The organism is Paraburkholderia xenovorans (genome assembly GCF_046030735.1).
Classification (GTDB): domain Bacteria; phylum Pseudomonadota; class Gammaproteobacteria; order Burkholderiales; family Burkholderiaceae; genus Paraburkholderia; species Paraburkholderia xenovorans_A.
The window spans coordinates 41,994-67,125 of record NZ_JAQQBV010000035.1; the positions used below are offsets into that span (position 1 = coordinate 41,994).

The 25,132-nt window shown below is 63.6% G+C and carries 21 protein-coding genes; 18 read left to right on the forward strand and 3 right to left on the reverse strand.

Annotation, left to right across the window (positions count from 1 at the left end):
* Positions 1–111 precede the first annotated feature (111 nt).
* Both ligA and def read left to right on the forward strand, forming a co-directional pair.
* Complete coding sequence (gene ligA / locus PQQ51_RS27455; protein WP_408500230.1) at positions 112–2,193, forward strand: NAD-dependent DNA ligase LigA; 2,082 nt, start codon at positions 112–114, stop codon at positions 2,191–2,193.
* Positions 2,190–2,723, forward strand: a complete 534-nt coding sequence (def, locus tag PQQ51_RS27460; RefSeq protein WP_408500232.1) for a peptide deformylase — start codon at positions 2,190–2,192, stop codon at positions 2,721–2,723. Before ligA ends, def begins: the two co-directional genes overlap by 4 nt.
* Before the next feature lie 138 nt (positions 2,724–2,861).
* Here def and PQQ51_RS27465 read toward each other — a convergent pair whose 3' ends face one another.
* From PQQ51_RS27465 to map, 3 genes are read right to left on the reverse strand one after another with little or no spacing between them, the layout of a single operon-like run.
* Positions 2,862–4,940 carry a pseudouridine synthase gene (locus PQQ51_RS27465; RefSeq protein ID WP_408500233.1) on the reverse strand — a complete coding sequence of 693 codons (2,079 nt, stop codon included), beginning with the start codon at positions 4,938–4,940 and terminating at the stop codon, positions 2,862–2,864.
* A 6-nt stretch (positions 4,941–4,946) separates the two neighbouring features.
* Positions 4,947–7,526, reverse strand: a complete 2,580-nt coding sequence (locus PQQ51_RS27470) for a [protein-PII] uridylyltransferase (protein ID WP_408500234.1) — start codon at positions 7,524–7,526, stop codon at positions 4,947–4,949.
* A gap of 30 nt (positions 7,527–7,556) precedes the next feature.
* Positions 7,557–8,366 (reverse strand): type I methionyl aminopeptidase, encoded by an 810-nt coding sequence (map, locus tag PQQ51_RS27475; protein ID WP_408500235.1) that lies wholly within the window; start codon positions 8,364–8,366, stop codon positions 7,557–7,559.
* Between the two features lie 488 nt (positions 8,367–8,854).
* On the opposite strand from map, the gene rpsB reads away from it, so the two are divergent.
* From rpsB to PQQ51_RS27555, 16 genes are all read left to right on the forward strand, one after another.
* Complete coding sequence (rpsB, locus tag PQQ51_RS27480; RefSeq protein WP_408500236.1) at positions 8,855–9,607, forward strand: 30S ribosomal protein S2; 753 nt, start codon at positions 8,855–8,857, stop codon at positions 9,605–9,607.
* A gap of 207 nt (positions 9,608–9,814) precedes the next feature.
* A complete protein-coding gene (gene tsf, locus PQQ51_RS27485) occupies positions 9,815–10,696 on the forward strand; it encodes a translation elongation factor Ts (protein WP_408500238.1) in 882 nt (293 codons plus the stop codon).
* A gap of 218 nt (positions 10,697–10,914) precedes the next feature.
* A complete protein-coding gene (pyrH, locus tag PQQ51_RS27490) occupies positions 10,915–11,628 on the forward strand; it encodes a UMP kinase (protein WP_011488865.1) in 714 nt (237 codons plus the stop codon).
* A 100-nt stretch (positions 11,629–11,728) separates the two neighbouring features.
* Positions 11,729–12,289 carry a ribosome recycling factor gene (frr, locus tag PQQ51_RS27495; protein ID WP_408500240.1) on the forward strand — a complete coding sequence of 187 codons (561 nt, stop codon included), beginning with the start codon at positions 11,729–11,731 and terminating at the stop codon, positions 12,287–12,289.
* 64 nt (positions 12,290–12,353) lie between these two features.
* Complete coding sequence (gene uppS, locus PQQ51_RS27500; protein ID WP_408500242.1) at positions 12,354–13,136, forward strand: polyprenyl diphosphate synthase; 783 nt, start codon at positions 12,354–12,356, stop codon at positions 13,134–13,136.
* A complete protein-coding gene (locus PQQ51_RS27505) occupies positions 13,130–13,951 on the forward strand; it encodes a phosphatidate cytidylyltransferase (protein ID WP_408500244.1) in 822 nt (273 codons plus the stop codon). Before uppS ends, PQQ51_RS27505 begins: the two co-directional genes overlap by 7 nt.
* A 10-nt stretch (positions 13,952–13,961) precedes the next feature.
* Entirely contained in the window at positions 13,962–15,167 is a 1,206-nt protein-coding gene (locus PQQ51_RS27510; protein WP_408500246.1) for a 1-deoxy-D-xylulose-5-phosphate reductoisomerase, read from the forward strand.
* 7 nt (positions 15,168–15,174) lie between these two features.
* The gene (gene rseP, locus PQQ51_RS27515) at positions 15,175–16,587 is read left to right on the forward strand and encodes an RIP metalloprotease RseP (RefSeq protein ID WP_408500248.1); all 1,413 of its coding nucleotides are present in this window, start codon (positions 15,175–15,177) and stop codon (positions 16,585–16,587) included.
* A gap of 66 nt (positions 16,588–16,653) precedes the next feature.
* Positions 16,654–18,957, forward strand: coding sequence for an outer membrane protein assembly factor BamA (gene bamA / locus PQQ51_RS27520; RefSeq protein ID WP_408500250.1), 2,304 nt, complete (start codon positions 16,654–16,656; stop codon positions 18,955–18,957).
* 38 nt (positions 18,958–18,995) lie between these two features.
* The gene (locus tag PQQ51_RS27525; RefSeq protein ID WP_408500251.1) at positions 18,996–19,532 is read left to right on the forward strand and encodes an OmpH/Skp family outer membrane protein; all 537 of its coding nucleotides are present in this window, start codon (positions 18,996–18,998) and stop codon (positions 19,530–19,532) included.
* A gap of 136 nt (positions 19,533–19,668) precedes the next feature.
* Positions 19,669–20,772 (forward strand): UDP-3-O-(3-hydroxymyristoyl)glucosamine N-acyltransferase, encoded by a 1,104-nt coding sequence (gene lpxD, locus PQQ51_RS27530; RefSeq protein ID WP_408500252.1) that lies wholly within the window; start codon positions 19,669–19,671, stop codon positions 20,770–20,772.
* Between the two features lie 241 nt (positions 20,773–21,013).
* Positions 21,014–21,478: a 3-hydroxyacyl-ACP dehydratase FabZ gene (gene fabZ, locus PQQ51_RS27535; RefSeq protein ID WP_006048683.1), complete on the forward strand. Its 465-nt coding sequence runs from the start codon at positions 21,014–21,016 to the stop codon at positions 21,476–21,478.
* Positions 21,479–21,580: 102 nt separating this feature from the next.
* Positions 21,581–22,369, forward strand: coding sequence for an acyl-ACP--UDP-N-acetylglucosamine O-acyltransferase (lpxA, locus tag PQQ51_RS27540; RefSeq protein ID WP_408500254.1), 789 nt, complete (start codon positions 21,581–21,583; stop codon positions 22,367–22,369).
* A gap of 3 nt (positions 22,370–22,372) precedes the next feature.
* Positions 22,373–23,542: a lipid-A-disaccharide synthase gene (lpxB, locus tag PQQ51_RS27545; RefSeq protein WP_408500255.1), complete on the forward strand. Its 1,170-nt coding sequence runs from the start codon at positions 22,373–22,375 to the stop codon at positions 23,540–23,542.
* The gene (rnhB, locus tag PQQ51_RS27550; protein WP_408500256.1) at positions 23,539–24,300 is read left to right on the forward strand and encodes a ribonuclease HII; all 762 of its coding nucleotides are present in this window, start codon (positions 23,539–23,541) and stop codon (positions 24,298–24,300) included. The genes lpxB and rnhB overlap by 4 nt, the downstream gene beginning before the upstream one ends.
* A gap of 45 nt (positions 24,301–24,345) precedes the next feature.
* Complete coding sequence (locus tag PQQ51_RS27555) at positions 24,346–25,128, forward strand: TrmH family RNA methyltransferase (protein WP_408500257.1); 783 nt, start codon at positions 24,346–24,348, stop codon at positions 25,126–25,128.
* The last annotated feature ends 4 nt before the right edge of the window (positions 25,129–25,132 follow it).

Sequence of the window (25,132 nt, forward strand, 5' to 3'; positions counted from 1 at the left end):
TTTGCGGGCCACGCAAACACCGCGCGAAACTAGCCGTTCGGCCAATGTAAAGGGGCGCGCTTTCCTGCGATAATCCAATGTCCGAATTCCACTGAAAACGCTTCCAACAGCATGGCCCGAACCTCCGTCCCCCATCCTTCAACTAGCGCGCCGGCCGAGCGGGCCGCGTGGCTGCGCGCGGAACTCGAGCGCGCCAACTACGCGTACTACGTGCTCGACCAGCCGGACCTGCCGGACGCGGAGTACGACAAGCTGTTCAAGGAGCTGGAGCGGATCGAAACCGAACATCCGGACCTGATCGTGCCGGATTCGCCTACCCAGCGCGTGGGCGGCGAGGCAGCGAGCGGTTTCGAGCCGGTCGTGCACGATCAGCCGATGCTGTCGCTGAACAACGGTTTCGCCGACGAAGACATCGTCGCGTTCGACAAGCGCGTAGGCGACGCGCTCGGCAAGAACGCGAGCGAGCCGGGGGTGCCGGTCGCGCCTGTACCAGTCGATTACGCGGCCGAGTTGAAGTTCGACGGCCTCGCCATTTCGCTGCGCTACGTCGACGGGCAATTCGTTCAGGCCGCCACGCGCGGCGACGGCGCGACCGGCGAGAACGTCACTGAAAACGTCCGCACGATCCGCTCGATTCCGCTGAAGCTCAAAGGCAAACGCGTGCCGCACATTCTCGACGTACGCGGCGAAGTGCTGATGTTCAAGCGCGATTTCGAGAAACTGAACGAGCGGCAGCGGGCCGCCGAACACAAGGAGTTCGCCAATCCGCGCAACGCGGCGGCGGGCAGTTTGCGGCAGCTCGATTCGAAGATCACCGCGCAGCGGCCGCTATCCTTTTTTGCATATGGAATCGGCGTGCTCGACGGCATCGAGATGCCCGCCACGCATAGCGAATTGCTCGATTGGTACAAGGAACTCGGTTTGCCGGTGAACGGTGAGCGGGCGGTGGTGCAGGGCGCCGACGGCTTGCTCGGGTTCTTCCACACGGTGGGCGAAAAGCGCGACAAGCTGCCGTACGACATCGACGGCGTCGTGTACAAGGTCAATCGCCGCGACGAGCAGGACGCGCTCGGCTTCGTGTCGCGCGCGCCGCGTTTCGCGCTGGCGCACAAATTTCCCGCGCAGGAAGCGCTCACCAAACTCGTCGCGATCGACGTGCAGGTCGGCCGCACCGGCGCGATCACGCCGGTCGCGCGGCTTGAGCCGGTGTTCGTCGGCGGCGCGACGGTGACCAATGCCACGCTGCATAACGAAGACGAAGTGCGCCGCAAAGACATCCGGATCGGCGACACGGTGATCGTGCGGCGTGCCGGCGACGTGATCCCGGAGGTGGTGAGCGCGCTGCTCGAACGCCGCCCCGACGACGCGCGCGAGTTCGTGATGCCCACGCAGTGCCCGATTTGCGGCTCGAGCATCGAGCGTTTGCCGGACGAGGCGATCGCCCGTTGCACCGGTGGCCTGTTCTGTCCGGCGCAACGCAAGCAGGCGTTGTGGCACTTCGCGCAACGCCGCGCGCTGGATATCGACGGGCTCGGTGAAAAGATCATCGACCAACTGGTCGAGCAGAACCTCGTGCGCACGCCCGCCGATCTGTTCAACGTCGGTTTCGCGACGCTGGCCGAACTCGATCGCTTTGCCGAAAAGTCCGCGCAGAACCTGCTCGACTCGCTCGAAAAGGCCAAGCACACCACGCTCGCACGCTTCATTTACGCGCTCGGCATCCGTCATGTGGGCGAATCGACGGCAAAAGATCTGGCCAGGCATTTCGGCTCGCTGGATCCAATCATGGACGCGTCGGTCGAAGCGTTGCTCGAAGTGAACGACGTCGGGCCGGTGGTGGCCGAGTCGCTCCATCAGTTTTTCGCGGAAGAACACAACCGCACGGTGATCGAGCAGTTGCGCGCGCCGGGCAAGGTCACGTGGCAGGAAGGGCCGCCCGCACCGAAGGCGCCGCAAGGTATTCTGGCCGGCAAGATCGTCGTGCTGACGGGCACGTTGCCGTCGCTGGCGCGTGAAGAAGCGAAGGAAATGCTCGAAGCGGCCGGCGCGAAAGTGGCCGGTTCGGTGTCGAAAAAAACGGACTATGTGGTGGCGGGGGCGGAAGCGGGCAGCAAGTTGGTGAAAGCCGAGGAACTCGGCATCCCGATACTCGACGAAGATGGTATGCGTAAGCTCCTGGAGGGGCAGTTATGATCCGCGAAATTCTCAAGATGGGCGATCCGCGTTTGTTGCGTATTGCCGATCCGGTCGATCACTTCGACACGCCCGAATTGCATGAACTCGTCAAAGACATGTTCGAGACGATGCACGATGCGAACGGCGCAGGGCTCGCCGCGCCGCAGATCGGCGTGAATCTGCAGGTGGTGATCTTCGGCTTCGGCCATAACGAACGCTATCCGGATGCGCCTCCGGTGCCCGAAACGGTGCTGATCAATCCGACCATCACGCCGGTGTCGCAGGACATGGAAGAGGGCTGGGAGGGTTGTCTTTCGGTGCCGGGACTGCGCGGCGCGGTGAGCCGGTTTTCGATGATCAAATATCACGGCTTCGATCAGTACGGCAAACCGATCGATCGCGTCGCCGAGGGCTTTCATGCGCGCGTCGTGCAACACGAATGCGATCACCTGATCGGCAAGCTGTATCCGATGCGAATCAACGATTTCGCGAAGTTCGGTTTTACGGAAATCCTGTTTCCGGACATGGATCCGAATAGCGACGATTGAGGTGGTGTCGGGCTTTCGGTTTCGGCGTTGCTCAGGCGCAAAAAAACCACGCAAAACGCGTGGTTTTTTTGCGCCTGCGGCCGGCGGTTCTGCAAGGAGAGCATCTGCACGCTCTCATTGCATCGGCGCATCAGGCTATCAAAACGACTCGTCTGCCGACAGATAACGCCATTGCCCCGGCGGCAACGCGCCGAGCATCACGCGACCCATTCGCACGCGCTTCAGGCCGATCACTTCCAGCCCGACCAGCTCGCACATCCGGCGAATCTGGCGCTTCTTGCCTTCGCGCAGCACGAACCGCAGTTGCTCGCCGTTTTGCCAGCTGACTTGCGCCGCCTTCAGCGGCACGTCGTCGAGTTCGAGGCCGTGGCGCAGCAGCGCGAGGCTTTCGGGCGGGAAGTGGCTTTCGACGTCGGTAGTGTGTTCGCCGAACGCGACGCGCACCAGATATTCCTTGTCGATCTCCGAGTGGCCGCCGATCAGTTGCTTGGCGATGCGGCCGTCCTGCGTGAGCACCAGCAGGCCGGTCGAATCGATGTCGAGCCGGCCGGCCGGCGCGAGTTGCCGCAGATGCGCGACCGAGAAACGGATGTCCGAGCGGTCGCCTTCCCAGCGGTTCTCCGGCGTGACCAGCGTGATGGCCGGCTGATAGCCGTCTTCCGCCTGGCCCGACACGAAGCCGACCGTCTTGTGGATCAGCACCGTCACCTGGCTCGCTTGCGCGGCTTCGGCGGCGGGGTCGATTTCGATGCGCTGGTCCGGACGAACCTTGGTGCCGAGCGTGTCGATGCGTTCGCCGTCCACCAGCACCCAGCCTTTCTCGATCCATTCGTCGGCTTCGCGGCGCGAACACAGGCCGAGTTCCGACATCAGCTTGGACAGGCGCAGCGTGCCGGGGGCGTCTTCGTAGTCGCGGCGCGGGGTGCGCGGGGCCGTGTCGGTGTCGTGCGCTGCGCGTGCGGCGGATGCCGGGCCGCGCGGTTTGTCCGCGCGAGCGGGGCGGTCGTTGTCGGCGAAGCGGCGCGGCGCGCCCGGTAAGGTTTTGTCGAAGCTGCGGGCCGGGCGTTCGGTGCGGTCGCCACGCTCCGGACGTTCTGTGCGTTCTGTGCGTTCGCCGGCACGCGCCGGTCGGTCGCTGAAATCGCGTTTGGCGGGAGCGCGCTCGCCCCGGTCGTCGCGCGGTGCGCGCGCCGGGCGTTCGGAACGGTCGCCGTAAGCGCTTTTGACCGGCTTTGCGAAGCTGCGCTCGCCGCGCTCGGACGAACCGCGTTCGCCTTCGAAGCGACGCGGCGCGCTATCGCTGCGCGGGCCACGGTCACCGCTGCGGCGATCTTGCGGGCCGCCACGGTCGCTGTTGAAGCGCGGTCGGGAGGCGGCGTCGCGTTCGCCGCGCGGTCCGCCTTCGGACGGGCGACCGGTGCCCGGACGCGCTCCGCTAAACGGACGGCGCTCGCCGTCGTCGCGACGCGCAGGGCGGTCGCCGAAACTGCGGGGTGCGCGATCAGCGCTGCCTTCGAAGCGGCGCGGTGCACCTTGGCTACGCTCACCATCGGCGCGGCGGGGCGCGCGTTCGCTACGGTCGGCGCTGCCTTCAAACCGACGCGGAGCACGCTCTTGTGCATCCCGACGCGGTGCACGATCGCCGCTGCCTTCGAATCGACGCGGCGCGCCTTGGCTGCGCTCACCATCGGCTCGGCGCGGCGCACGTTCGCTACGCTCAGCGCCACCTTCAAACCTTCTCGGCGCGCGCTCACCATCATCCCGGCGCGGACCACGATCGCTACTACCTTCAAATCGACGCGGCGCACCTTGACTACGCTCCCCATCATCCCGACGCGGCCCACGCTCGCCGCCTTCAAACCTCCGCGGGGCGCCTGCACCGCCAGCGCCTTCACGCCGCGGCGGCCGATCCGACGGCGCCCGGCGCGCACCACCCGCGCCAGCACCCGCATCCCGCTCACGCGAAAACGATCCCTCGGCCCGCGGCGCGCGCGCACCGGCGCCTGCCGGCTTACCCGCGCCAGCAGGCCGTTTGCCGCCACCCGTACCGCCAGCGCCTTCACCCCGCGCCCCGCTGAAACCCGCCTTCGATGCAGACTCGGACGGCTTCGGTCCCGCCGGACGCGTCGGCTTACGCGCCGACGTGCTTCCGGTACGGACAGGGGCGCGTTCGGACGAAGCCGGCCGCGGGTGCTTGGCTGTTAATTTGACTCGCATGAAATCTCACACTGCGATCGCGCGCAGCAGTTCCGTCTCGACCTGAATTTGCAGGCGGTTGTCAGACAGACCGTGTCCGTCCAGCAGGAACACGTCTTCGACGCGTTCGCCGAGCGTATTGATCCGCGCCGACGCGACGCTGACCCGGTGCTCGGCCAGCACGCGCGCGATCGAATAAAGAAGGCCTGGCCGGTCATTCGCAGACACGGACAGGATGTAGTATTGGCCGCGTTCGTCGGCCCGAAGATCGACGCGCGGCGTAACAGGGAAGGTCCGCGAGAGCCGCGACAAACGGCCTTTCGACGGTCCCGGAAGCAGGGTGCCGTCACCCGTGAGGCGGGCGGTCAGTTCCTGTTCGACAAGATTGGCGATATCGCGATAATGCACGTCTTCTTCGGTATGCGCGACGAGGAAATTATCGAGCGCGTACCCGTGACGAGTCGTGCTGACCCGCGCATCGAGCACCGACAGGCCGTTGCGGTCGAAATACGCACAAATGCCGGCGAACAGATCGGGCTGGTCCTTCACGTAGACCAGCACCTGCAGCGCCTCGCCGATCGGCGACGGACGCGCCCGCACGATCGGCGTCGCCGTTTCGACATGGCGCGACAGCACGCGTGTCTGCCATGCGATATCCGCCGCGTCGTGGCGCAGGAAATAGCCGATGTCGAGCTTGTCCCACAGCGCCGTTTGCGCGCCTTCCGGCACGGTTTCGAGGCGCAAGAGCGCGAGCGCCTCTTCCTGACGCGACTTCAGTTCCGAATGCGCGTCGGGCCGTGCGCCGCCGAGCACCGCGAGGGTGGCGCGGTACAGGTCTTCGAGCAGCTTGCCCTTCCACGTATTCCAGACTTTCGGGCTGGTGCCGCGGATGTCGGCTACCGTCAGCAGATACAGCGCGGTCAGGCGCCGTTCGGTGCCGACCAGCTCCGCGAAACGCTTGATGACTTCCGGGTCGCTGGTGTCCTGTTTCTGCGCGACCTGGCTCATCGTCAGATGCTGCTGCACCAGCCACACCACCAGATCGCCGTCGTCGCCTTCGATTCCGTGATTGCGGCAGAAGCGCCGTGCGTCGGCCATGCCGAGCTGCGAGTGGTCGCCGCCGCGGCCTTTGGCGATGTCGTGAAACAGCGCCGCCACGTACAACACCCACGGCCGGTCGAAGTTGACGATCAACTGGCTGCAGAACGGATATTCGTGCGCATGCTCGGCGACCGCGAAACGGCGCAGATTGCGCAGCACCATCAGAATGTGCTGATCGACCGTGTACACGTGATACAGGTCGTGCTGCATCTGCCCGACGATGCGCCGGAAGTTCAGCAGATAACGCCCAAGCACGCTCGTCTGGTTCATCAGCCGCAGCGCGTGCGTGATGCCGGCCGGCTGCTTCAGGATTTCCATGAACAGACGGCCGTTTTCCGGATCGCGCCGCCAGTGCTGGTCCATCACGTCGCGGGCGTTGTAGATCGCGCGCAGCGTGCGCGCCGACAGACCCTTTACGCCCGGCGTCTGTTCGTACAGCAGGAAGGCTTCGAGAATCGCGTTCGGCTCGCGTTCGAACACGTCGTCGTCGGCGATTTCCAGCATGCCCTGTTTCTCGACGAAGCGGTCCGACAGCACGCGTGTGATCCCGCTCGTGTTCGGGAAGAGCTGCGCTTCGATGTTCTGGATCAGGATCGTCGCGAGTTGCGTGACGGCCTTCGCCGACCAGTAATAGCGGCGCATCAGCTGTTCGCTGGCGCGTTTGGTGGCGGTTGGCTTATAGCCGAAACTCTCGGCCACCGGCGTTTGCAGATCGAACACCAGGATGTCCTGACGACGCCCCGCGGTGACATGCAGCCGCGCGCGCAGCGCCTTCAGGAAACTCTCGTTGCGACGCAATTCGCGTGCTTCGCGCTCGGTGATCAGACCGCGTGCTTCGAGTTCCCGCCAACTGCTGCCGAACCTAGCCGCCTGAGTGATCCACAGGATCAATTGCAGATCGCGCAAACCGCCCGGGCTTTCCTTGATGTTCGGTTCGAGCGAATACGGCGTGTCCTGGAATTTGGCGTGCCGCTGACGCATTTCCAGCACCTTGGCCTGGAAAAATGCGCGCGGATCGAGCGCGTCGCGGTAACGCTTCGCGAAGTCGTCGAACAGCGTGGCGCTGCCGGTGATGCGGCGCGCTTCCAGCAGGGAGGTGCGCACGGTGACGTCGTTCGCGGCTTCTTCGAGACATTGCGACACGCTGCGCACGCTGCTGCCGAGTTCGAGCCCCAGATCCCATGCAAGGCTGATAAAGCGCTCGATGCGCGCTTCGAGATGCTCGAACGGCGCGTCCGGCAGCAGGACGAGAATGTCGATGTCCGAATGCGGCGCGAGTTCGCCGCGCCCATAACCGCCGACGGCCAGCAGCGCCAGCTCCGGCGGCAGTTCGCAGGTGTTCCACGCGGCGCGCAGCGAGTCATCTGTGGCGCGCGCGAGGGCGGCCATCAGCGTATCGACGTTGGTCGCGGTCTTGAAGCGTTCCAGCAACTGGGCTTTGGCCACTTTGTAGTCCGCCTTGAGCGACGTGGCATGCGATTGGGCGACGGCTGGAACACTACTCATTGGCAGGCGGGCGGTGAGGGCGGAGGTCGATCAGGCCGTGGCGGCCACGAGCGGCGGGCGTGCGGGCGTGCCGGCGGACACGGTCAGCACGTCATAGCCGGTTTCGGTGACGAGCACGGTGTGCTCCCACTGCGCCGACAGGCTGCGATCTTTGGTCTTGACGGTCCATTGATCCGGCATGGTGCGGATGTCGCGGCGGCCGGCGTTGATCATCGGCTCGATCGTGAAGATCATGCCGGCTTGCAACTCGAACCCGGTGCCCGGACGGCCGTAGTGCAGGATCTGCGGATCTTCGTGGAAGACCGTGCTGATGCCGTGGCCGCAGTATTCGCGCACCACGCTGTAGCCTTGCCCTTCCGCGTGTTTCTGGATCGCGTGGCCGATGTCGCCGAGATGCGCGCCCGGCCGGACCTGATCGATGCCGAGCCACATGCACTCGAAGGTGGTCTGAACCAGCCGTTTGGCCATGATCGACCCTTCGCCGACGATGAACATCCGGCTCGTGTCGCCGAAATAGCCTTCCTTGATTACCGTGATGTCGATGTTCAGCGCGTCGCCGTTCTTCAGCGTCTTGTCGCCCGGAATGCCGTGGCAGATCACGTCGTTGACGGAAATACAGGTGGCTTTCGGGTAGGGCGGATAGCCGGGCGGCTGGTAATTGAGCGGTGCTGGGACGGTGCCCTGTTCCTTCAGCATATATTCGTGACACAGGCGATCGAGTTCGCCGGTGGTGATGCCGGCTGTCACGAACGGCGTGATGTAATCGAGCACTTCGCTGGCGAGTCGGCAGGCAACTCGCATTTGCGCGATATCGTGTTCGTTTTTGAGGGTAATAGCCATGAGTCGGGTCTGAAATGCGATTATTGCGGGATTATCGCACCATATTCCGGCTGCCGCAGGCTTTTGCGACGGCCGCTCGATGCCATGGCGGCATGTTTGCGGCCGAACGGCCGGTGTGTCGATAAAGGCGCCGGACGCTTGAGGTGCAACCGCCTGCGACAAACAGGAGCTACCAGGCAGGTTGAGTCGACCGATAGTCGCGTGCTATAATCTTTGGCTAAGTCGGCCTCTGTCTTATTTTTGCTGCTCAATTGCCGGTTTCCAGGTGAAAACTGGGCAAAAGCGACTGGGCAAAAGCGGTAGATAAGCAGTAGATGCAAGATTACCCGTAGCGATAGCTGCCTGCGCTACGGGCAAAGCAGCACCAAGGCAGCAGACTCGCAAGCCGGCGCACCCAGGGTGTCGGTCGCGTCAGCCAGGAACCAGCGGTTATGGCGGCGCGGCAGATACGGCAGCCGGCTTAAGACCCAACCCTCGCGGAGATTTTCATGGCAGTTACCATGCGTCAAATGCTGGAAGCCGGTGTCCACTTCGGTCACCAAACGCGCTTCTGGAACCCGAAGATGGCTCCCTTCATTTTCGGTCATCGCAACAAGATTCACATTATCAACCTCGAAAAGACGCTGCCGATGTACAACGACGCGCTGAAGTACGCGCGTCAACTGGCAGCAAATCGCGGCACCATCCTGTTCGTCGGCACGAAGCGTCAATCGCGCGACACGATCGCTGAAGAAGCGCAACGCGCCGGTATGCCGTTCGTCAACGCGCGTTGGCTCGGCGGCATGCTGACCAACTTCAAGACGCTGAAGGTTTCGATCAAGCGCCTGAAGGACATGGAAGCGTCGCTGGAAGCAGGCGAAACCGAACGCATGAGCAAGAAGGAAGCGCTGCTGTTCGAACGCGAAATGGCCAAGCTGCAAAAGTCGATCGGCGGCGTGAAAGACATGGGCGGCATTCCGGACGCGATCTTCGTGGTCGACGTCGGTTACCACAAGATTGCCGTGACCGAAGCCAACAAGCTCGGCATCCCGGTCATCGCCGTGGTCGACACGAACCACTCGCCGGAAGGCATCGATTACGTGATCCCGGGTAACGACGACGCGTCGAAGGCTGTCGCTCTGTACACGGCTGGCGTGGCTGACGCGATCCTGGAAGGCCGTGCTAACGCGGTCAACGAAGTGGTGACGGCTGCCCGTGGCGGTGACGGCGACGAGTTCGTCGAGGTCAACGCGGAAGCGTAAAGCTGCCCCGTGTCCGGCAAAAAAGGGGGCTTTCTACAGGCCCCCTTTTTTTAAGTCGCGACATTGTAGTGGGGTGCTGCAAGCGGTGTGAAAATGCGGTGCCCAACGCGTTGTCCGTAAAAAAATGCGCACAACGCTGAAACGAATTCTTGCCGCCGGCATCGAAGTCCGGGCGGCGTGTGACAGACGGAACTCAAGGAGCAAATGATGGCGGCAATTACCGCAAGCATGGTTGCAGAACTGCGCGCAAAGACCGACGCGCCGATGATGGAATGCAAGAAGGCGCTGACGGAAGCCGACGGCGACATGGCGCGCGCTGAAGAGTTGCTGCGCGTGAAGCTGGGCAACAAGGCGAGCAAGGCAGCATCGCGCGTCACGGCTGAAGGCGTGGTCGCTTCGTTCATCGGCGGCAATGCGGGTTCGCTGGTCGAGCTGAACTGCGAAACCGACTTCGTTTCGAAGAACGACGACTTCCTCGCTTTCTCGAAGAAGATCGCCGAGCTGGTCGCCACGCAAAACCCGGCTGACGTCGCGGCGCTGGCGGCACTGCCGCTGGAAGGCTCGACGGTCGACGCAGTGCGTCTCGCGCTGGTCGGCAAGATCGGTGAGAACCTGTCGATCCGCCGTTTCGTGCGTTTCGACACCTCGAACAAGCTGGCAGCGTACCTGCACGGCACGCGTATCGGCGTGCTGGTCGAGTACACGGGCGCGGACGAGCAGATCGGCAAGGACGTGGCCATGCACATCGCCGCAATGAAGCCGGTGTCGCTGTCGTCGGACGACGTGCCGGCAGACCTGATCGCGAAGGAACGCAGCATTGCTGAACAGAAGGCTGCCGAATCGGGCAAGCCGGCTGAAATCGTCGCCAAGATGGTCGACGGCAGCGTGCAGAAGTACCTGAAGGAAGTGTCGCTGCTGAACCAGACGTTCGTTAAGAACGACAAGCAGACGATCGAACAGATGCTGAAGGCTGGCAACTCGAGCGTGCAGAAGTTCGCGCTGTTCGTGGTCGGCGAAGGCATCGAGAAAAAGCAGGACGATTTTGCAGCTGAAGTGGCGGCTCAAGTCGCTGCTGCGAAGCAACAATAAGCGTCGCTCAAGCTTGATCTAGTACCGTTGGACCCGCGGCGGAGCAAGACTTCGCCGCGGTCGGCAGCGCCGCAAGGCCGCGCGTGGGTCGACCCTCGTGGCCTATGCCGCTGGCGGACCCCAGGGTTCGCCAATTTGGCGGCGCTTGCCCGAATCAGCATTTCACCCCTACATTAGTCCCTTGTTGTTGCCCTGTTCTGCGCGATCTGGATACCCCTATGCCCACTGCCTATAAACGCGTCCTGCTCAAACTCTCCGGTGAAGCTCTGATGGGCGACGATGCCTTTGGCATTAATCGCGCAACCATCGAACGAATGGTGGCGGACGTGGCCGAGGTGGTTCGGCTCGGCACGCAACTGGCGGTGGTCATCGGCGGCGGCAATATTTTTCGCGGCGTCGCGGGCGGCGCGGCGGGTATGGACCGCGCCACGGCCGACTACATGGGCATGCTGGCCACCATGATGAACGCGCTGGCGTTGCAGGACGCGATGCGCCACGCCGGTATCGAAGCGCGCGTGCAATCCGCGCTGCGCATGGACCAGGTGGTCGAGCCGTACATCCGCCCGCGCGCAATTCGCCAGCTCGAAGAAGGCAAGGTCGTGATTTTCGCGGCCGGCACCGGCAACCCGTTCTTCACGACCGACACGGCCGCTGCGTTGCGCGGTTCGGAAATCGGCGCGGAAGTCGTGCTGAAGGCGACCAAGGTGGACGGCGTCTATTCGGCCGACCCGAAGAAAGACCCGAGCGCGACGCGCTACACCACGATCAGTTTCGACGAAGCCATCGGCCGCAATCTGCAGGTGATGGACGCCACCGCGTTCGCGCTGTGCCGCGACCAGAAGCTGCCGATCCGCGTGTTTTCGATCGTCAAGCCGGGCGCGCTCAAGCGCATCGTTCAAGGCGAGGACGAGGGCACCCTCGTCCACGTGTAAACTCTCGTTCACATAACGTGGGCTCTGACGCGATTTTCGGCCGCCGCTTTTCGCGCGCGCTGGCCGGTTCGCACCGTTTTGAAGGTTCGGAGGTTTAAAAATGTCTGTGGCTGGTATCAGGAAGGGCGCTGAACAAAAAATGCAGCGCTCCATCGACGCGTTCAAGAACGACCTGTCGAAAATCCGCACGGGCCGTGCGCACACGGGCTTGCTGGATCACATCCAGTGCGACTACTACGGCTCGCCGGTGCCGATTTCGCAGGTCGCGAACCTGACGCTGATCGACGCGCGCACGATCGGCGTGCAGCCTTGGGAAAAGAAGATGGTCCAGGTCGTCGAAAAGGCGATCCGCGAGTCGGACCTCGGTCTGAACCCGGCCACGCAAGGCGACGTGATCCGCGTGCCGATGCCCGCGCTGACCGAAGAACGCCGCCGCGAACTGACCAAAGTGGTCAAGAGCGAAGCGGAAACGGCCAAGGTTGCCGTGCGCAATCTGCGCCGCGACGCGAACGAGCAACTCAAGAAGCTCGTGAAAGACAAAGAGATTTCGGAAGACGACGAGCGCCGCGCCGGCGACGACGTTCAGAAGCTGACGGACAAGTTCGTCGCTGAAATCGACAAACTCGTCGTGACGAAAGAAGCCGAGATCATGACGGTCTGAGCCCGCGAGGCTCAGCACTTTCGCGATTTCCACTTCTTTATTTGCAGTCACTGTCCCGACGGCCATGACCTATACCAGCTCAACCGTGCGCGTGCCTGATGTCGCCGCGGTGCCGCGACATATCGCGATCATCATGGACGGCAACGGCCGTTGGGCGACCCAGCGCCGCCTGCCGCGCGTCGCCGGCCATACGCGCGGCGTCGACGCCGTGCGTGCGGCCGTCGAGGCGTGCGCACGGCAGGGCGTCGAATATCTGACGCTGTTTGCGTTCAGCTCGGAAAACTGGCGCCGCCCGAACGACGAAGTGTCGTTCCTGATGCGCCTGTTCGTCACCGCGCTGGAGCGCGAAATCGGCAAGCTGCACGCGAACGGCATCCGTCTGCGCGTGGTCGGCGATCTGTCGAAGTTCGATGCGCGCATCCGCGATCTGATCAAGCGTGCGGAAACCAAAACCGCGCGCAATACCCGTCTCACGCTGACCATCGCCGCGAATTACGGCGGCCGCTGGGACATCATGCAGGCCACCCGCAAGCTCGCCGAACAATCGGCGCTGGCAGGCAAGGCGGTCGAGGTGAACGAAGACTCGTTCGCCGAGCACCTGTCGATGGCTTATGCGCCGGAGCCGGACCTGTTCATCCGCACCGGCGGCGAGCGCCGTGTCAGCAATTTCCTGCTGTGGCAACTCGCGTACACCGAGTTCTATTTCACCGATACCTACTGGCCGGATTTCGACGCCGACGCTCTCGGCCACGCTATCGCTTCCTATGCGGAGCGTGAGCGCCGCTTCGGCCGCACCAGTGCTCAACTCGAGCCGCAATCGCAGAACGTCGATTCGCTTCCATGCTAAAAACCCGTGTCATCACGGCGATCGTCATGCTGGCCGTGTTCCTGCCGGTCACGTTGTTCGCGCCGGTCGGCGCGTTCGGCGCGCTGATCGCCTTCGTCGTCGTGTTCGCCGCGTGGGAATGGGCGCGCCTTCTGAAACTCGGCGGCGCCGGCCCGGCGATCTACGCGATCGTCGCCGCTATGGCGCTGGTCGCGAGTACGCGGCTCGGCACCGGCGTCGACGAGCCACGGCCGCTGTTTCAGGCGGCCGCGGTGTTCTGGGTGATCGCCGGGCCGTACGTGCTGCTGCGCAAGCCCACGCTGGCCCAAGGCGCCGCGCGCATCTTTCTGTTCCTTGCCGGGATTGTGGTATTCGTCGCGTGCTGGCATGCTCTCGTCGCCGCGCGCATGAAGGGCGTGCCGTTCGTGCTGTCGCTGCTGCTCCTGGTATGGCTGGCCGATATCGGCGCATACTTCTCCGGAAAAGCGTTCGGAAAACACAAGCTGGCGCCTGCCATCAGCCCCGGTAAGACCTGGGAGGGCGCGATCGGCGGCTGGCTCGCGGTCATGATCGTGGCGGCGCTTGCGGTCTTTTTGCATGCGTTCGAGCCAACCCTGTATTCTGCGCTGCTGGTGCAATTGGGCGCCGTGCGTACGCTGCTCGCGCTGACCTTGCTGGTGATCTTCAGCGTAGTGGGCGACCTGTTCGAATCGATGATGAAACGCCAGGCCGGTGTGAAAGATTCAAGCGGCCTGTTGCCTGGGCACGGCGGCGTGCTCGATCGCATCGACGCGTTACTGCCGGTGCTGCCGCTTGCCATGCTGCTGCTCGGCTAGAGAAAGAGATATGCAAAAACGTCTGACATTGCTCGGTTCCACGGGCTCGATTGGAGACAGTACGCTCGACGTCGTCGCGCGTCATCCCGAGCGCTTCTCGGTTTATGCGCTCACCGCGCATCGCAACGGCGACAAGCTCGTCGAACAGTGCCTGCGCTTTAAGCCCGACGTCGCGGTGGTCGGCGACGCCGATACCGCGCTTCACGTCGCGGCAAAACTGCGCGACGCCGGCTGCAAGACTGAAGTCACGTACGGGCCGCAGGCGCTCGTCGACGTGTCGGAAAGCGCCGGCTGCGATACGGTGGTGGCGGCGATCGTCGGCGCGGCGGGTCTCGCGCCCAGCCTGGCCGCGGCGCGCGCCGGCAAGCGCATTCTGCTCGCCAACAAGGAAGCGCTGGTGATGTCCGGCGCGATCTTCATGGACGCGGTGCGCGACAACGGCGCGGTACTGCTGCCGGTCGACAGCGAACACAACGCGATTTTCCAGTGCCTGCCGCGCGAAGCCGCGCAGCACGGCGGTGTGTCGAAGATCATCCTGACGGCTTCGGGCGGACCGTTCCGCACTCGCGAGCCGGCCACGCTGGTCGACGTCACGCCGGACGAAGCCTGCAAGCATCCGAACTGGGTGATGGGCCGCAAGATTTCGGTCGACTCCGCCACGATGATGAACAAAGGCCTCGAAGTGATCGAGGCGCACTGGCTGTTCAACCTGCCGGGCGAGCGGATCGAGGTGCTGATTCATCCGCAAAGCGTGATTCATTCGATGGTGTCGTACGCAGACGGTTCGGTGCTCGCGCAACTGGGCAATCCCGACATGCGCACGCCGATTGCCTATGCGCTGGCGTTTCCGGATCGCGTCGATTCGGGCGTTCAGCAACTCGATCTGCTGCAGGTCGCGTCGCTGTCGTTCGAAAAGCCCGACTACACGCGCTTCCCGTGTCTGGCGCTGGCGGTCAAGGCGCTGGCCGAGGGCGGCATGGCGAGCGCGGCGCTGAACGCCGCGAACGAAATCGCCGTCGAGGCGTTCCTCGCGCGCCAGATCGGTTTCATGACCATCGCGCAGGTGGTCGACTCGGTGCTCAACGCGCTGCCGAACCAGAGCGCGCACGCACTGGAAGACGTGATCGAGGCCGATGCCGCCGCGCGTCGTGCCGCGGCCGAATTCATCGCGCGTCTGCCGGATAGCGCCCGTCGCACGGAACGCGCCGTCCAGTGAGGCGCTTATGAATCTGCTGATCGAACTGCTCGCCTTCGCGGTCGCTATTGGCGTACTCGTGGTCGTTCATGAGTATGGCCATTACAGCGTGGCGCGCTGGTGCGGCGTCAAGGTGCTGCGCTTTTCGATCGGCTTCGGCAAGCCGCTGTTCCAGTGGGTGAGTCCGAAAACCGGCACCGAGTGGACGATCGCCGCGTTGCCCCTCGGCGGCTACGTGAAGATGCTCGACGAGCGCGAAACCGGCGGCGCGCCGATTTCCGCTGAAGCGCTGCCGCACGCGTTCAACCGTCAGCCGGTATGGCGGCGTTTCGCGATCGTCGCGGCCGGCCCGGTCGCGAACTTCCTCCTTGCCATCGTATTGTTCGCGCTCGTGTTCGCTACCGGCGTGACCGAACCCGCGGCCGTGGTTGCAGCGCCGGCGCCGACTACGCTGGCCGCCGCGGCGGGCTTCGAAGGCGGCGAGACGATCGTCGCGGTGCGCTCGGAGAATGCGGCCGAGTCGGAGCCGGTGCGGTCGTGGTCCGACCTGCGCTGGAAATTGCTCGGCGCGGCCTTCGACCATAAACGCGTCGTGCTGAGCGCGAAAGACGCGCACGGCACCTCGGATTTCCAGCTCGATCTGCGTGGCCTCACCGAGAAAGACGTCGACGACGACTTCATGTCGCGTCTCGGCTTCGAGCCGGGTGGCGGCAAGCTGACGGTCGCGGGCGTGCAGCCGGGCAGCGCGGCGCAACAGGCGGGGCTCGTCGCAGGCGACCGTCTGCGCGCAGTCGACGGCGTGCCGACCGACAACGCAACCGCGTTCATCGCCTATGTAAAATCGCACGCCGGCAAGCCGGTGACGCTGCAGGTCGAGCGCGGCGTGCAAAGTGCGCAGGGCGCGCAGGGCGCACAGTCGGCGGCCAAGCTCGAAGACGTGCGCATCGTGCCGCAAGCACAGCGCGACGACGCTACCGGTCAGCAAGTCGGCCGCATCGGCGCCGAGCTGGCCACCCAGGTGCCGTCGATCGACGTGCGTTATGGGCCGGTTGAAAGCTTGCAGTTGGGTGCGCGCCGTACGTGGGATCTTGCGGTTTATTCGGTGCGGATGTTCGGGCGGATGATCGTCGGCGAGGCCTCGCTGAAAAATCTTTCCGGCCCGGTGACAATCGCCGATTACGCAGGAAAGAGCGCACGTCTAGGTCCTTCTGCATTCCTGTCGTTCCTGGCCCTTGTCAGTATTAGCCTTGGCGTACTGAACCTGTTACCAATTCCGGTTTTGGACGGTGGGCATCTGTTATATTATTTGGTTGAAGCTGTAACCGGCAAAGTTGTCTCCGATCGCTGGCAACTCGTTTTTCAGAGGGCGGGTCTCGCCTGCATCGTCGCATTGTCGGCGATCGCGCTGTTCAACGATCTGGCTCGTTTAATCCATTTTTAAAGTGTCCGGCGGCGTTCCGATGGCGACCGCCTGACCTGATGCAGCTATACACACTGGGGAAGCACGTTGTTTAAACCTCATCGCTTTGTTCCAAAGACGGTTATAGCCGCGGCGTTCGCCGCGCATGGGCTGGTTGCTCACGCAACGACGCCCTTCGTGGTGCAAGACATCCGGATCGAGGGATTGCAACGCGTCGAACCCGGTACCGTGTTCGCGTATCTCCCCATCAAGCAGGGCGACACGTTTAGCGACGACAAGGCTTCCGAAGCCATTCGTGCGCTGTATGCCACGGGCTTCTTCAACGACGTCAAGATTGCGACCGAAGGCAATGTCGTCATCGTGCAGGTGCTGGAACGTCCGGCCGTCGGCACGATCGACTTCGCGGGCATTCACGAATTCGACAAGGACAACCTGACCAAGGCGCTGCGCGCGGTCGGTTTGTCGCAAGGCCGTTACTACGACAAGGCGCTGGTCGACAAGGCGGAACAGGAGCTGAAGCGTCAGTACCTGACGCGCGGTTACTACGCGGCCGAAGTCACCACCACGATCACGCCGATCGACCGCAATCGCGTGTCGGTGCTGTTCTCGGTGGCCGAAGGTCCGAGCGCGAAGATCCGCCAGATCAACTTCATCGGCAACAAGGCGTTCAGCACGGGTACGCTGCGCGACGAAATGCAGCTGTCCACGCCGAACTGGTTCTCGTGGTACACGAAGAACGATCTGTACGCGAAAGACAAGCTCACCGGCGACCTCGAAAATGTCCGCTCGTATTACCTGAATCGCGGCTACCTCGAGTTCAACATCGACTCGACTCAGGTGTCGATTTCGCCGGACAAGAAGGACATGTATCTGACGGTCACGCTGCACGAAGGCGAGCCGTACACGATCAACAGCATCAAGCTGGCCGGTAATCTGCTCGACCGCGAGGCGGAGCTGGCCAAGCTGATCAAGATCAAACCGGGCGACCGTTTCTCGGCCGAGAAACTGCAAGCCACCACGAAGGCGATCGTCGACAAGCTCGGCGAATACGGTTATGCGTTTGCGACGGTGAATGCGCAGCCGCAGATCGATCAGGAACACCACAAGGTCGACCTGACGCTGCAAGTCGATCCGAGCCGCCGCGTGTACGTGCGCCGCATCAACGTGGTCGGCAACACGCGTACCCGCGACGAAGTGGTGCGCCGTGAAATGCGCCAGCTCGAAAGCTCGTGGTTCGACTCGAACCGTCTCGCGCTGTCGAAAGACCGGATCAACCGTCTCGGCTACTTCACCGACGTGGACGTGACCACGGTGCCGGTGGAAGGCACGCCAGACCAGGTGGACGTCGACGTCAAGGTGGCCGAAAAGCCGACCGGCGCGATCACGCTGGGCGCGGGTTTCTCGTCCACAGACAAGGTGGTGCTGTCGGCCGGTGTGTCGCAAGACAACGTGTTCGGTTCGGGCACGAGTCTGTCGGTGAACGTGAATACCGCAAAGACGTACCGCACGCTGACGGTCACGCAGGTCGATCCGTACTTTACGGTCGACGGCATCAAGCGGATTACCGACGTCTACTACCGCACGTATCAGCCGCTGTACTACTCGACCGATTCGAGCTTCAAGATCGTCACGGTCGGCGGCGACCTGAAGTTCGGCATTCCGTTCTCGGAAGTCGACACGGTGTATTTCGGCGCGGGCCTCGAGCAGAACCAGCTCGATATCGACAGCAATACACCGCAGAGCTACATCGACTACGTGAACCAGTTCGGCCGCGTGTCGAACAACGTGCCGATCACGGTGGGCTGGTCGCGCGATGCGCGTGACAGCGCGCTGGTGCCGAGCCGCGGTTACTTCACGCAGGCGAATGCCGAATACGGCACGCCGATCGGCGGCACGCAGTACTACAAGGCCGACATCAACGCGCAGTACTATTACTCGTTCTCGCGTGGCTTCGTGCTGGGCTTCAACTTCCAGGGTGGCTACGGTAACGGCCTGAGCGGCAAGCCTTATCCGATTTTCAAGAACTACTACGCCGGCGGTATCGGTTCGGTGCGGGGCTACGAGCCGAGCTCGCTGGGTCCGCGCGACGCCAAGACCAACGACCCGATCGGCGGCTCGAAGCTGCTGGTGGGTAACATCGAATTGACGTTCCCGCTGCCGGGCACGGGCTACGACCGTACGCTGCGCGTCTTCACCTTCCTCGACGGCGGTAACGTGTGGGGCACGGAAGGCAACAGCATCGGCGCGAACGGTTTGCGTTACGGCTACGGTGTCGGTCTTGCATGGATCTCGCCGATCGGCCCGCTCAAGCTGAGCCTGGGTTTCCCGCTCACGAAGCACACGGGCGACCAGTATCAGAAGTTCCAGTTCCAGATCGGGACGGCGTTCTGATCCCGGTGGCGAGCTCGGCCAACTACAGTATCGAGAGGATGACTTTGCTAACCGGTATGTTTTCGAAACGTGTGGCATGCGCGCTGGCGCTGGCAGTGACGCTCGGCGTCGGCATCGTGGGCAGCGCGCAAGCACAGGAGGCCCGGATCGCGGCCGTGAATTCCGACCGCATCCTGCGTGAATCGGCCGCGGCGAAAGCCGCCCAGGTCAAGCTCGAAGCCGAGTTCGCGAAGCGCGACAAGGATCTCGCGGACATGGCCGCGAAGCTGAAATCGATGTCCGATTCGCTCGATAAGAACGGTGCGTCGATGTCGGCTACGGATCGCGCGCAGAAACAGCGCGATCTGTCGCAGCTCGACACGGACTTCCAGCGCAAGCAGCGCGAGTTTCGCGAAGACCTGAACCAGCGGCGCAACGAGGAGCTGGCAGCGGTGCTCGATCGCGCGAACAAGGTGATCAAGCAGATTGCCGAACAGCAGCACTACGATCTGATCGTGCAGGAAGCGGTGTACGTGAGCCCGCGTATCGACATCACCGATCAGGTATTGAAGGCGTTGGCGGCGTCGGGTAATTGAGTCTGAGTGTTGTGCGGGTTGAAGTTTGACCGCACGGATCGTCAGAAGGCTGGACTGAATTGCGGTAGCAGGCTTGCATGGGATCAGACTAAGCGCTGAAGCGCTAAGTCTGATCGACATTGGAGACAGGATAGGCATGGCATTTACGCTCGAGGACATCGTCCAACGGTTCGGCGGTGAAGTAGTCGGGAACGGTTCGCAGCGCGTCGGCAGTCTGGCGCCGCTCGATCAGGCAGGCCCGGACCAGTTGGCGTTCCTCGCCAATCCTAAGTATTTGTCGCAGGTCGAAACCACCCGTGCGGGCGCGGTTCTGATCAATGCCGACGACCTCGCCAAACTCGCTCCGGCGAGCAACGGCCGTAACTTCATCGTCACGCCCAATCCGTACGCTTACTTCGCGCGCGTCGCGCAAACTTTCATCGATATGGCCGCACCGAAGCCGGTGCCGGGCGTGCATCCGAGCGCGACCGTCGACCCGTCGGCGCAGATCGCCGCGAGCGCGGTGATCGGGCCGCATGTCACGGTGGAAGCGGGCGCGGTGATCGGCGACAACGTGCGGCTCGACGCCAACGTGGTGGTCGGCCGCGGCACCCGGATCGGCGCCGGTTCGCACCTTTATCCAAACGTCGCGGTGTACCACGGCTGCAAGCTCGGCGAGCGCGTGATCGTGCACGCGGGCGCAGTGATCGGTTCGGACGGTTTCGGCTTCGCGCCGGATTTCGTCGGCGACGGCGACGCGCGCACCGGTAGCTGGGTGAAGATTCCGCAGGTCGGCGGCGTGTCGATCGCGGCGGATGTCGAAATCGGTGCGAATACCACGATCGATCGCGGCGCGATGGCCGATACGATCATCGAAGAATGCGTGAAGATCGACAATCTCGTGCAGATCGGCCACAACTGCAAGATCGGCGCGTACACGGTGATCGCCGGCTGCGCGGGCATTGCCGGCAGCACGACGATCGGCCGGCATTGCATGATCGGCGGCGCGGTCGGCATTGCCGGGCACGTTACGCTGGCCGATTATGTGATCGTCACCGCGCAGTCGGGCGTGTCGAAGTCGCTGTCGAAGGCCGGTATCTACACCAGCGCGTTCCCGGCCGTGAATCACGCGGACTGGAACAAAAGCGCGGCGTTGCTGCGCAACATCGACAAACTGCGTGACCGTATCAAGGCACTCGAGCACGCGGCAGCCGGGCAGCAATCCGGCGCCACGAGCCAGTCCGGCAGCGACAAGGACTGAGAAATCAGGGCGGCCGGCCCGCGCCGCGTAAAATAGCGGGCAAGTATCAGGAAGCAACGCAAGAAACAACTCAGGAAGCAACCGAGGAAGCAACTCAGGAAGCAACGTCGGTTGCCGTGACCGGGTGGCCCGGCGGCCCGTGCCACCCGGTCACGGCAACGGCCGGCAGCACGCGTTACCAACCCACCTGCACCAGCATCCGCAGTCATCATCGCGCAGTCAATGCGTGAGCAGAAACACCATGAGCACCGAAAAAATCAATCTCGACATTCACAAGATTCTCACGCTGCTGCCGCATCGTTACCCGATCCTGCTGGTCGACCGGGTGCTCGAACTCGAGCCGCACAAGAGCATCAAAGCGTTGAAGAACGTGTCGATCAACGAGCCGTATTTTCAGGGGCACTTCCCGACGCGTCCGGTGATGCCCGGCGTGCTGATTCTCGAAGCGCTCGCGCAAACCGCGGCGCTGCTGACGTTCTCGGAAGAGCCGAGCGATCCGTCGAACACGCTGTATCTGTTCGTCGGCATCGACAATGCGCGCTTCAAGCGCGTGGTCGAGCCGGGCGATCAGCTGATCCTGAACTGCACGTTCGAGCGTCACATGCGCGGCATCTGGAAGTTCAAGGCACGTGCCGAAGTGGATGGCGTCGTTGCGGCGGAAGCCGACCTGATGTGCGCGGTGCGCCATACGGACAAAGACGCGTGAAGCCGCTCCGGGCAAGCGTCGGCTCGCTGCAACGCATGCGCGAGCGTCGCCGGCCCGGTGCAGTCCATCCAGACAACGCAACAGAATGAGAAGCGAGGACGCATGAGCAGGATTCATCCCACTGCGATCGTCGAACCGGGCGCGCAACTCGACGAGTCCGTCGAAGTCGGTCCGTATGCGGTGATCGGCGCACATGTGACGATCGGCGCGCGCACCACCGTCGGCTCGCACAGTGTGATCGAAGGTCACACGACGATCGGCGAAGACAACCGGATCGGCCATTACGCGTCGGTCGGCGGTCGTCCGCAGGACATGAAGTACAAGGACGAGCCGACCCGGCTCGTGATCGGCGATCGCAATACGATCCGCGAGTTCACCACGATCCACACCGGCACGGTGCAGGACGGCGGCGTCACGACGCTCGGCGACGACAACTGGATCATGGCCTACGTGCACATCGGCCACGATTGCCGCGTCGGCAACAACGTGATTCTGTCGAGCAACGCGCAGATGGCCGGCCACGTGATCATCGACGATCACGCGATCGTCGGCGGCATGTCGGGCGTGCATCAGTTCGTGCGCATCGGCGCGCATTCGATGCTCGGCGGCGCGTCGGCGCTCGTGCAGGACATTCCGCCGTTCGTGATTGCCGCCGGCAACAAGGCCGAGCCGCACGGCATCAACGTGGAAGGCTTGCGTCGCCGCGGTTTCTCGCCGGATGCGATTTCGGCGCTGCGAGCCGCGTATCGTCTGTTGTACAAGAACGGCCTGTCGCTCGAAGAGGCGAAGGTGCAGTTGCGAGAACTCGCCACGGCCGGTGGCGACGGCGACGCGCCGGTGCAAACGCTGCTGGCGTTTGTCGAAGCGTCGCAACGCGGCATCATCCGCTAAGCGATGGTCTTGCAACCTAGTCCGCTGCGCGTCGCGATGGTCGCCGGCGAGCCGTCCGGCGATCTGCTCGCGGCCTCGCTGCTCGACGGCCTCGCGAGCCGTCTGCCGGCCACCACCCAGTACTACGGGATCGGCGGCCCGCGCATGACCGCAAACGGCTTCGACGCCCATTGGCCGATGGAGAAGCTGACGGTGCGCGGCTACGTCGAGGCGCTGAAGCACATCCCCGAAATTCTCAGCATCCGCAATGAGCTGAAGCGCCAACTGCTGGCCGAGCCGCCGTCGGTGTTCATCGGCGTGGATGCGCCCGATTTCAACTTCGGCCTCGAGCATCCGCTGCGCGAAGCGGGCATTCCGACCGTGCACTTCGTTTGCCCGTCGATCTGGGCGTGGCGCGGCGGCCGTATCAAGAAGATCGCCAAAGCGGTCGATCACATGCTGTGCGTATTTCCGTTCGAAACGGCGCTGCTGGAAAAGGCGGGCGTCGCGGCTTCGTACGTGGGCCATCCGCTCGCCGACGAAATCCCGTTCGAACCCGATACGCTCGGCGCGCGCCGTACGCTCGGTCTCACCGAAAGCGGCCCGATCATCGCGGTGCTGCCGGGCAGCCGTCGTTCGGAAATCGATCTGATCGGCCCGACCTTCTTCGCGGCGATGGAAATGATGCAGCACCAGGAGCCGGGCTTGCGTTTCGTAATGCCGGCGGCAACGCCCGCGTTGCGCGAGATGCTGCGGCCGCTGGTCGATTCGCATCCGGGTCTCGCGCTCACGATCACCGACGGCCAGTCGCAACTCGCGATGACAGCGGCGGACGCGATCCTCGTGAAAAGCGGCACGGTGACGCTCGAAGCGGCGCTGCTGAAAAAGCCGATGGTGATCTCGTACAAGGTGCCATGGCTGACCGGGCAGATCATGCGCCGTCAAGGCTATCTGCCGTATGTCGGCCTGCCGAACATTCTGGCGGGGCGCTTCGTCGTGCCGGAAATCCTGCAGCATTTCGCGACGCCGCAGGCGCTCGCCGAAGCCACGCTGAAACAGTTGCGCGACGAAGCCAACCGGCGCACGCTGACGGAAATTTTCACGGAGATGCATCACGTGCTGAAGCAGAACACCGCGCAGCGTGCAGCGGAAGTCGTGGCGAACGTCATCGAAACGCGCAAGGCACGGCCGTGACCAGCGCTCGTGCTCCACGCGGAAAAACCGCGCGGGTTGCCGGCGCGGCGGCCCAGCAGGTCGGCCTCGAGTTCGAGACGCCGGACGATATCGTCTGCGGCGTCGACGAGGCAGGGCGCGGCCCGTTGGCCGGTCCGGTGGTGGCGGCGGCGGTGATTTTCGATCCGTCGAAGCCGATGATCCGCGGCCTCGACGACTCCAAAGTGCTGACCGCGAAAAAGCGCGACGAACTGTATGACAAGATTGTCGAGCGCGCGTTGGCTTATTGCATCGCTTCGGCTTCGGTCGAAGAAATCGACACGCTGAACATCCTGCACGCGACAATGCTGGCGATGAAGCGCGCGGTGGAAGGCCTGAAAGTCGTGCCGACGCTCGTCAAGGTCGACGGCAATCGTTGCCCGACGCTGAGCATTCGCAGCGAGGCGGTGATCGGCGGCGACGCGCTGGTGAAAAGCATCTCGGCCGCGTCGATTCTCGCGAAGGTCACGCGCGACCGGATGCTGCTCGAATTGCATCAAACGTTTCCGGTCTATGGCTTCAACGCGCATGCCGGTTACGGCACGCCGCAACATCTCGCCGCGCTGCGTGAACATGGGCCGTGCGAACATCACCGGCGTTCGTTCGCGCCGGTGCGTGAAGCGCATCTGCGCTTCGGTACGGGCGTAACGTTGCCGGGCGGCAGCACGATCGTCGTGCCGAACACACTCACCGACGCGATGCTCGACGACGACGCCTTCGGCGAACGCGCGGGCCTCTGAGCGCCGAGCTTCGCATACTCCTTTCTCTCACTGTCTGCGCTGCCTGTGAAAGCCATCACCTCGCGGGACAATCCGCTCTATAAACGCCTCAAGGCACTGGCCGGCTCGACGCATCAGCAGCGTCGCGGCGGCCACGCGTTGCTCGAAGGCTTCCATCTCGCGAGCGCCTATCTCGACGTCGCCGGGCAGCCGGAAATGTGCGTCGTCACCGACGGCGCGCTCGCGCATGAAGAAGCGCAGGCGATCGTGTCGCGCATCGAAGACCATCGCGTCGTCACGCTGCCGGATGCGTTGTTCGGCCAGTTGTCGAACGTCGTGCACGGGGTGGGGATTCTGCTGCTGGTCGAAAAACTCGACACGCCGTTGCCGGCAAAAGTCGCGCAAACCTGCGTCGTGCTCGACGGCGTGCAGGACGCCGGCAATGTCGGCTCGATTCTGCGCAGCGCGGCGGCAGCCGGGATTCAGCACGTGTTTTGTGCGCCGGGTACGGCCTACGCGTGGTCGTCGAAGGTGCTGCGCTCGGGCATGGGCGCGCACTTCCTGTTGCAGATCCACGAAGACGTCGACGCGCACGCGTTGATCGAGCGCCTCGCGGTGCCGGTCGTGATCACGGATTCGCACGGCGCCGAGGCGATCTACGATTGCGACCTGAGCGGACCGCTGGCGTGGGTGTTCGGCAATGAAGGGGCGGGCGTGTCGCAGACATGGCGCGATGCCGTGTCGTTGCGCGTGACGATTCCGCAGCCGGGCGGCATGGAATCGCTGAATGTGGCGGCTGCGGCGGCCGTCTGCGTGTTCGAGCAGTGCCGCCAGCAGCGCGCGGCGTGAGCCG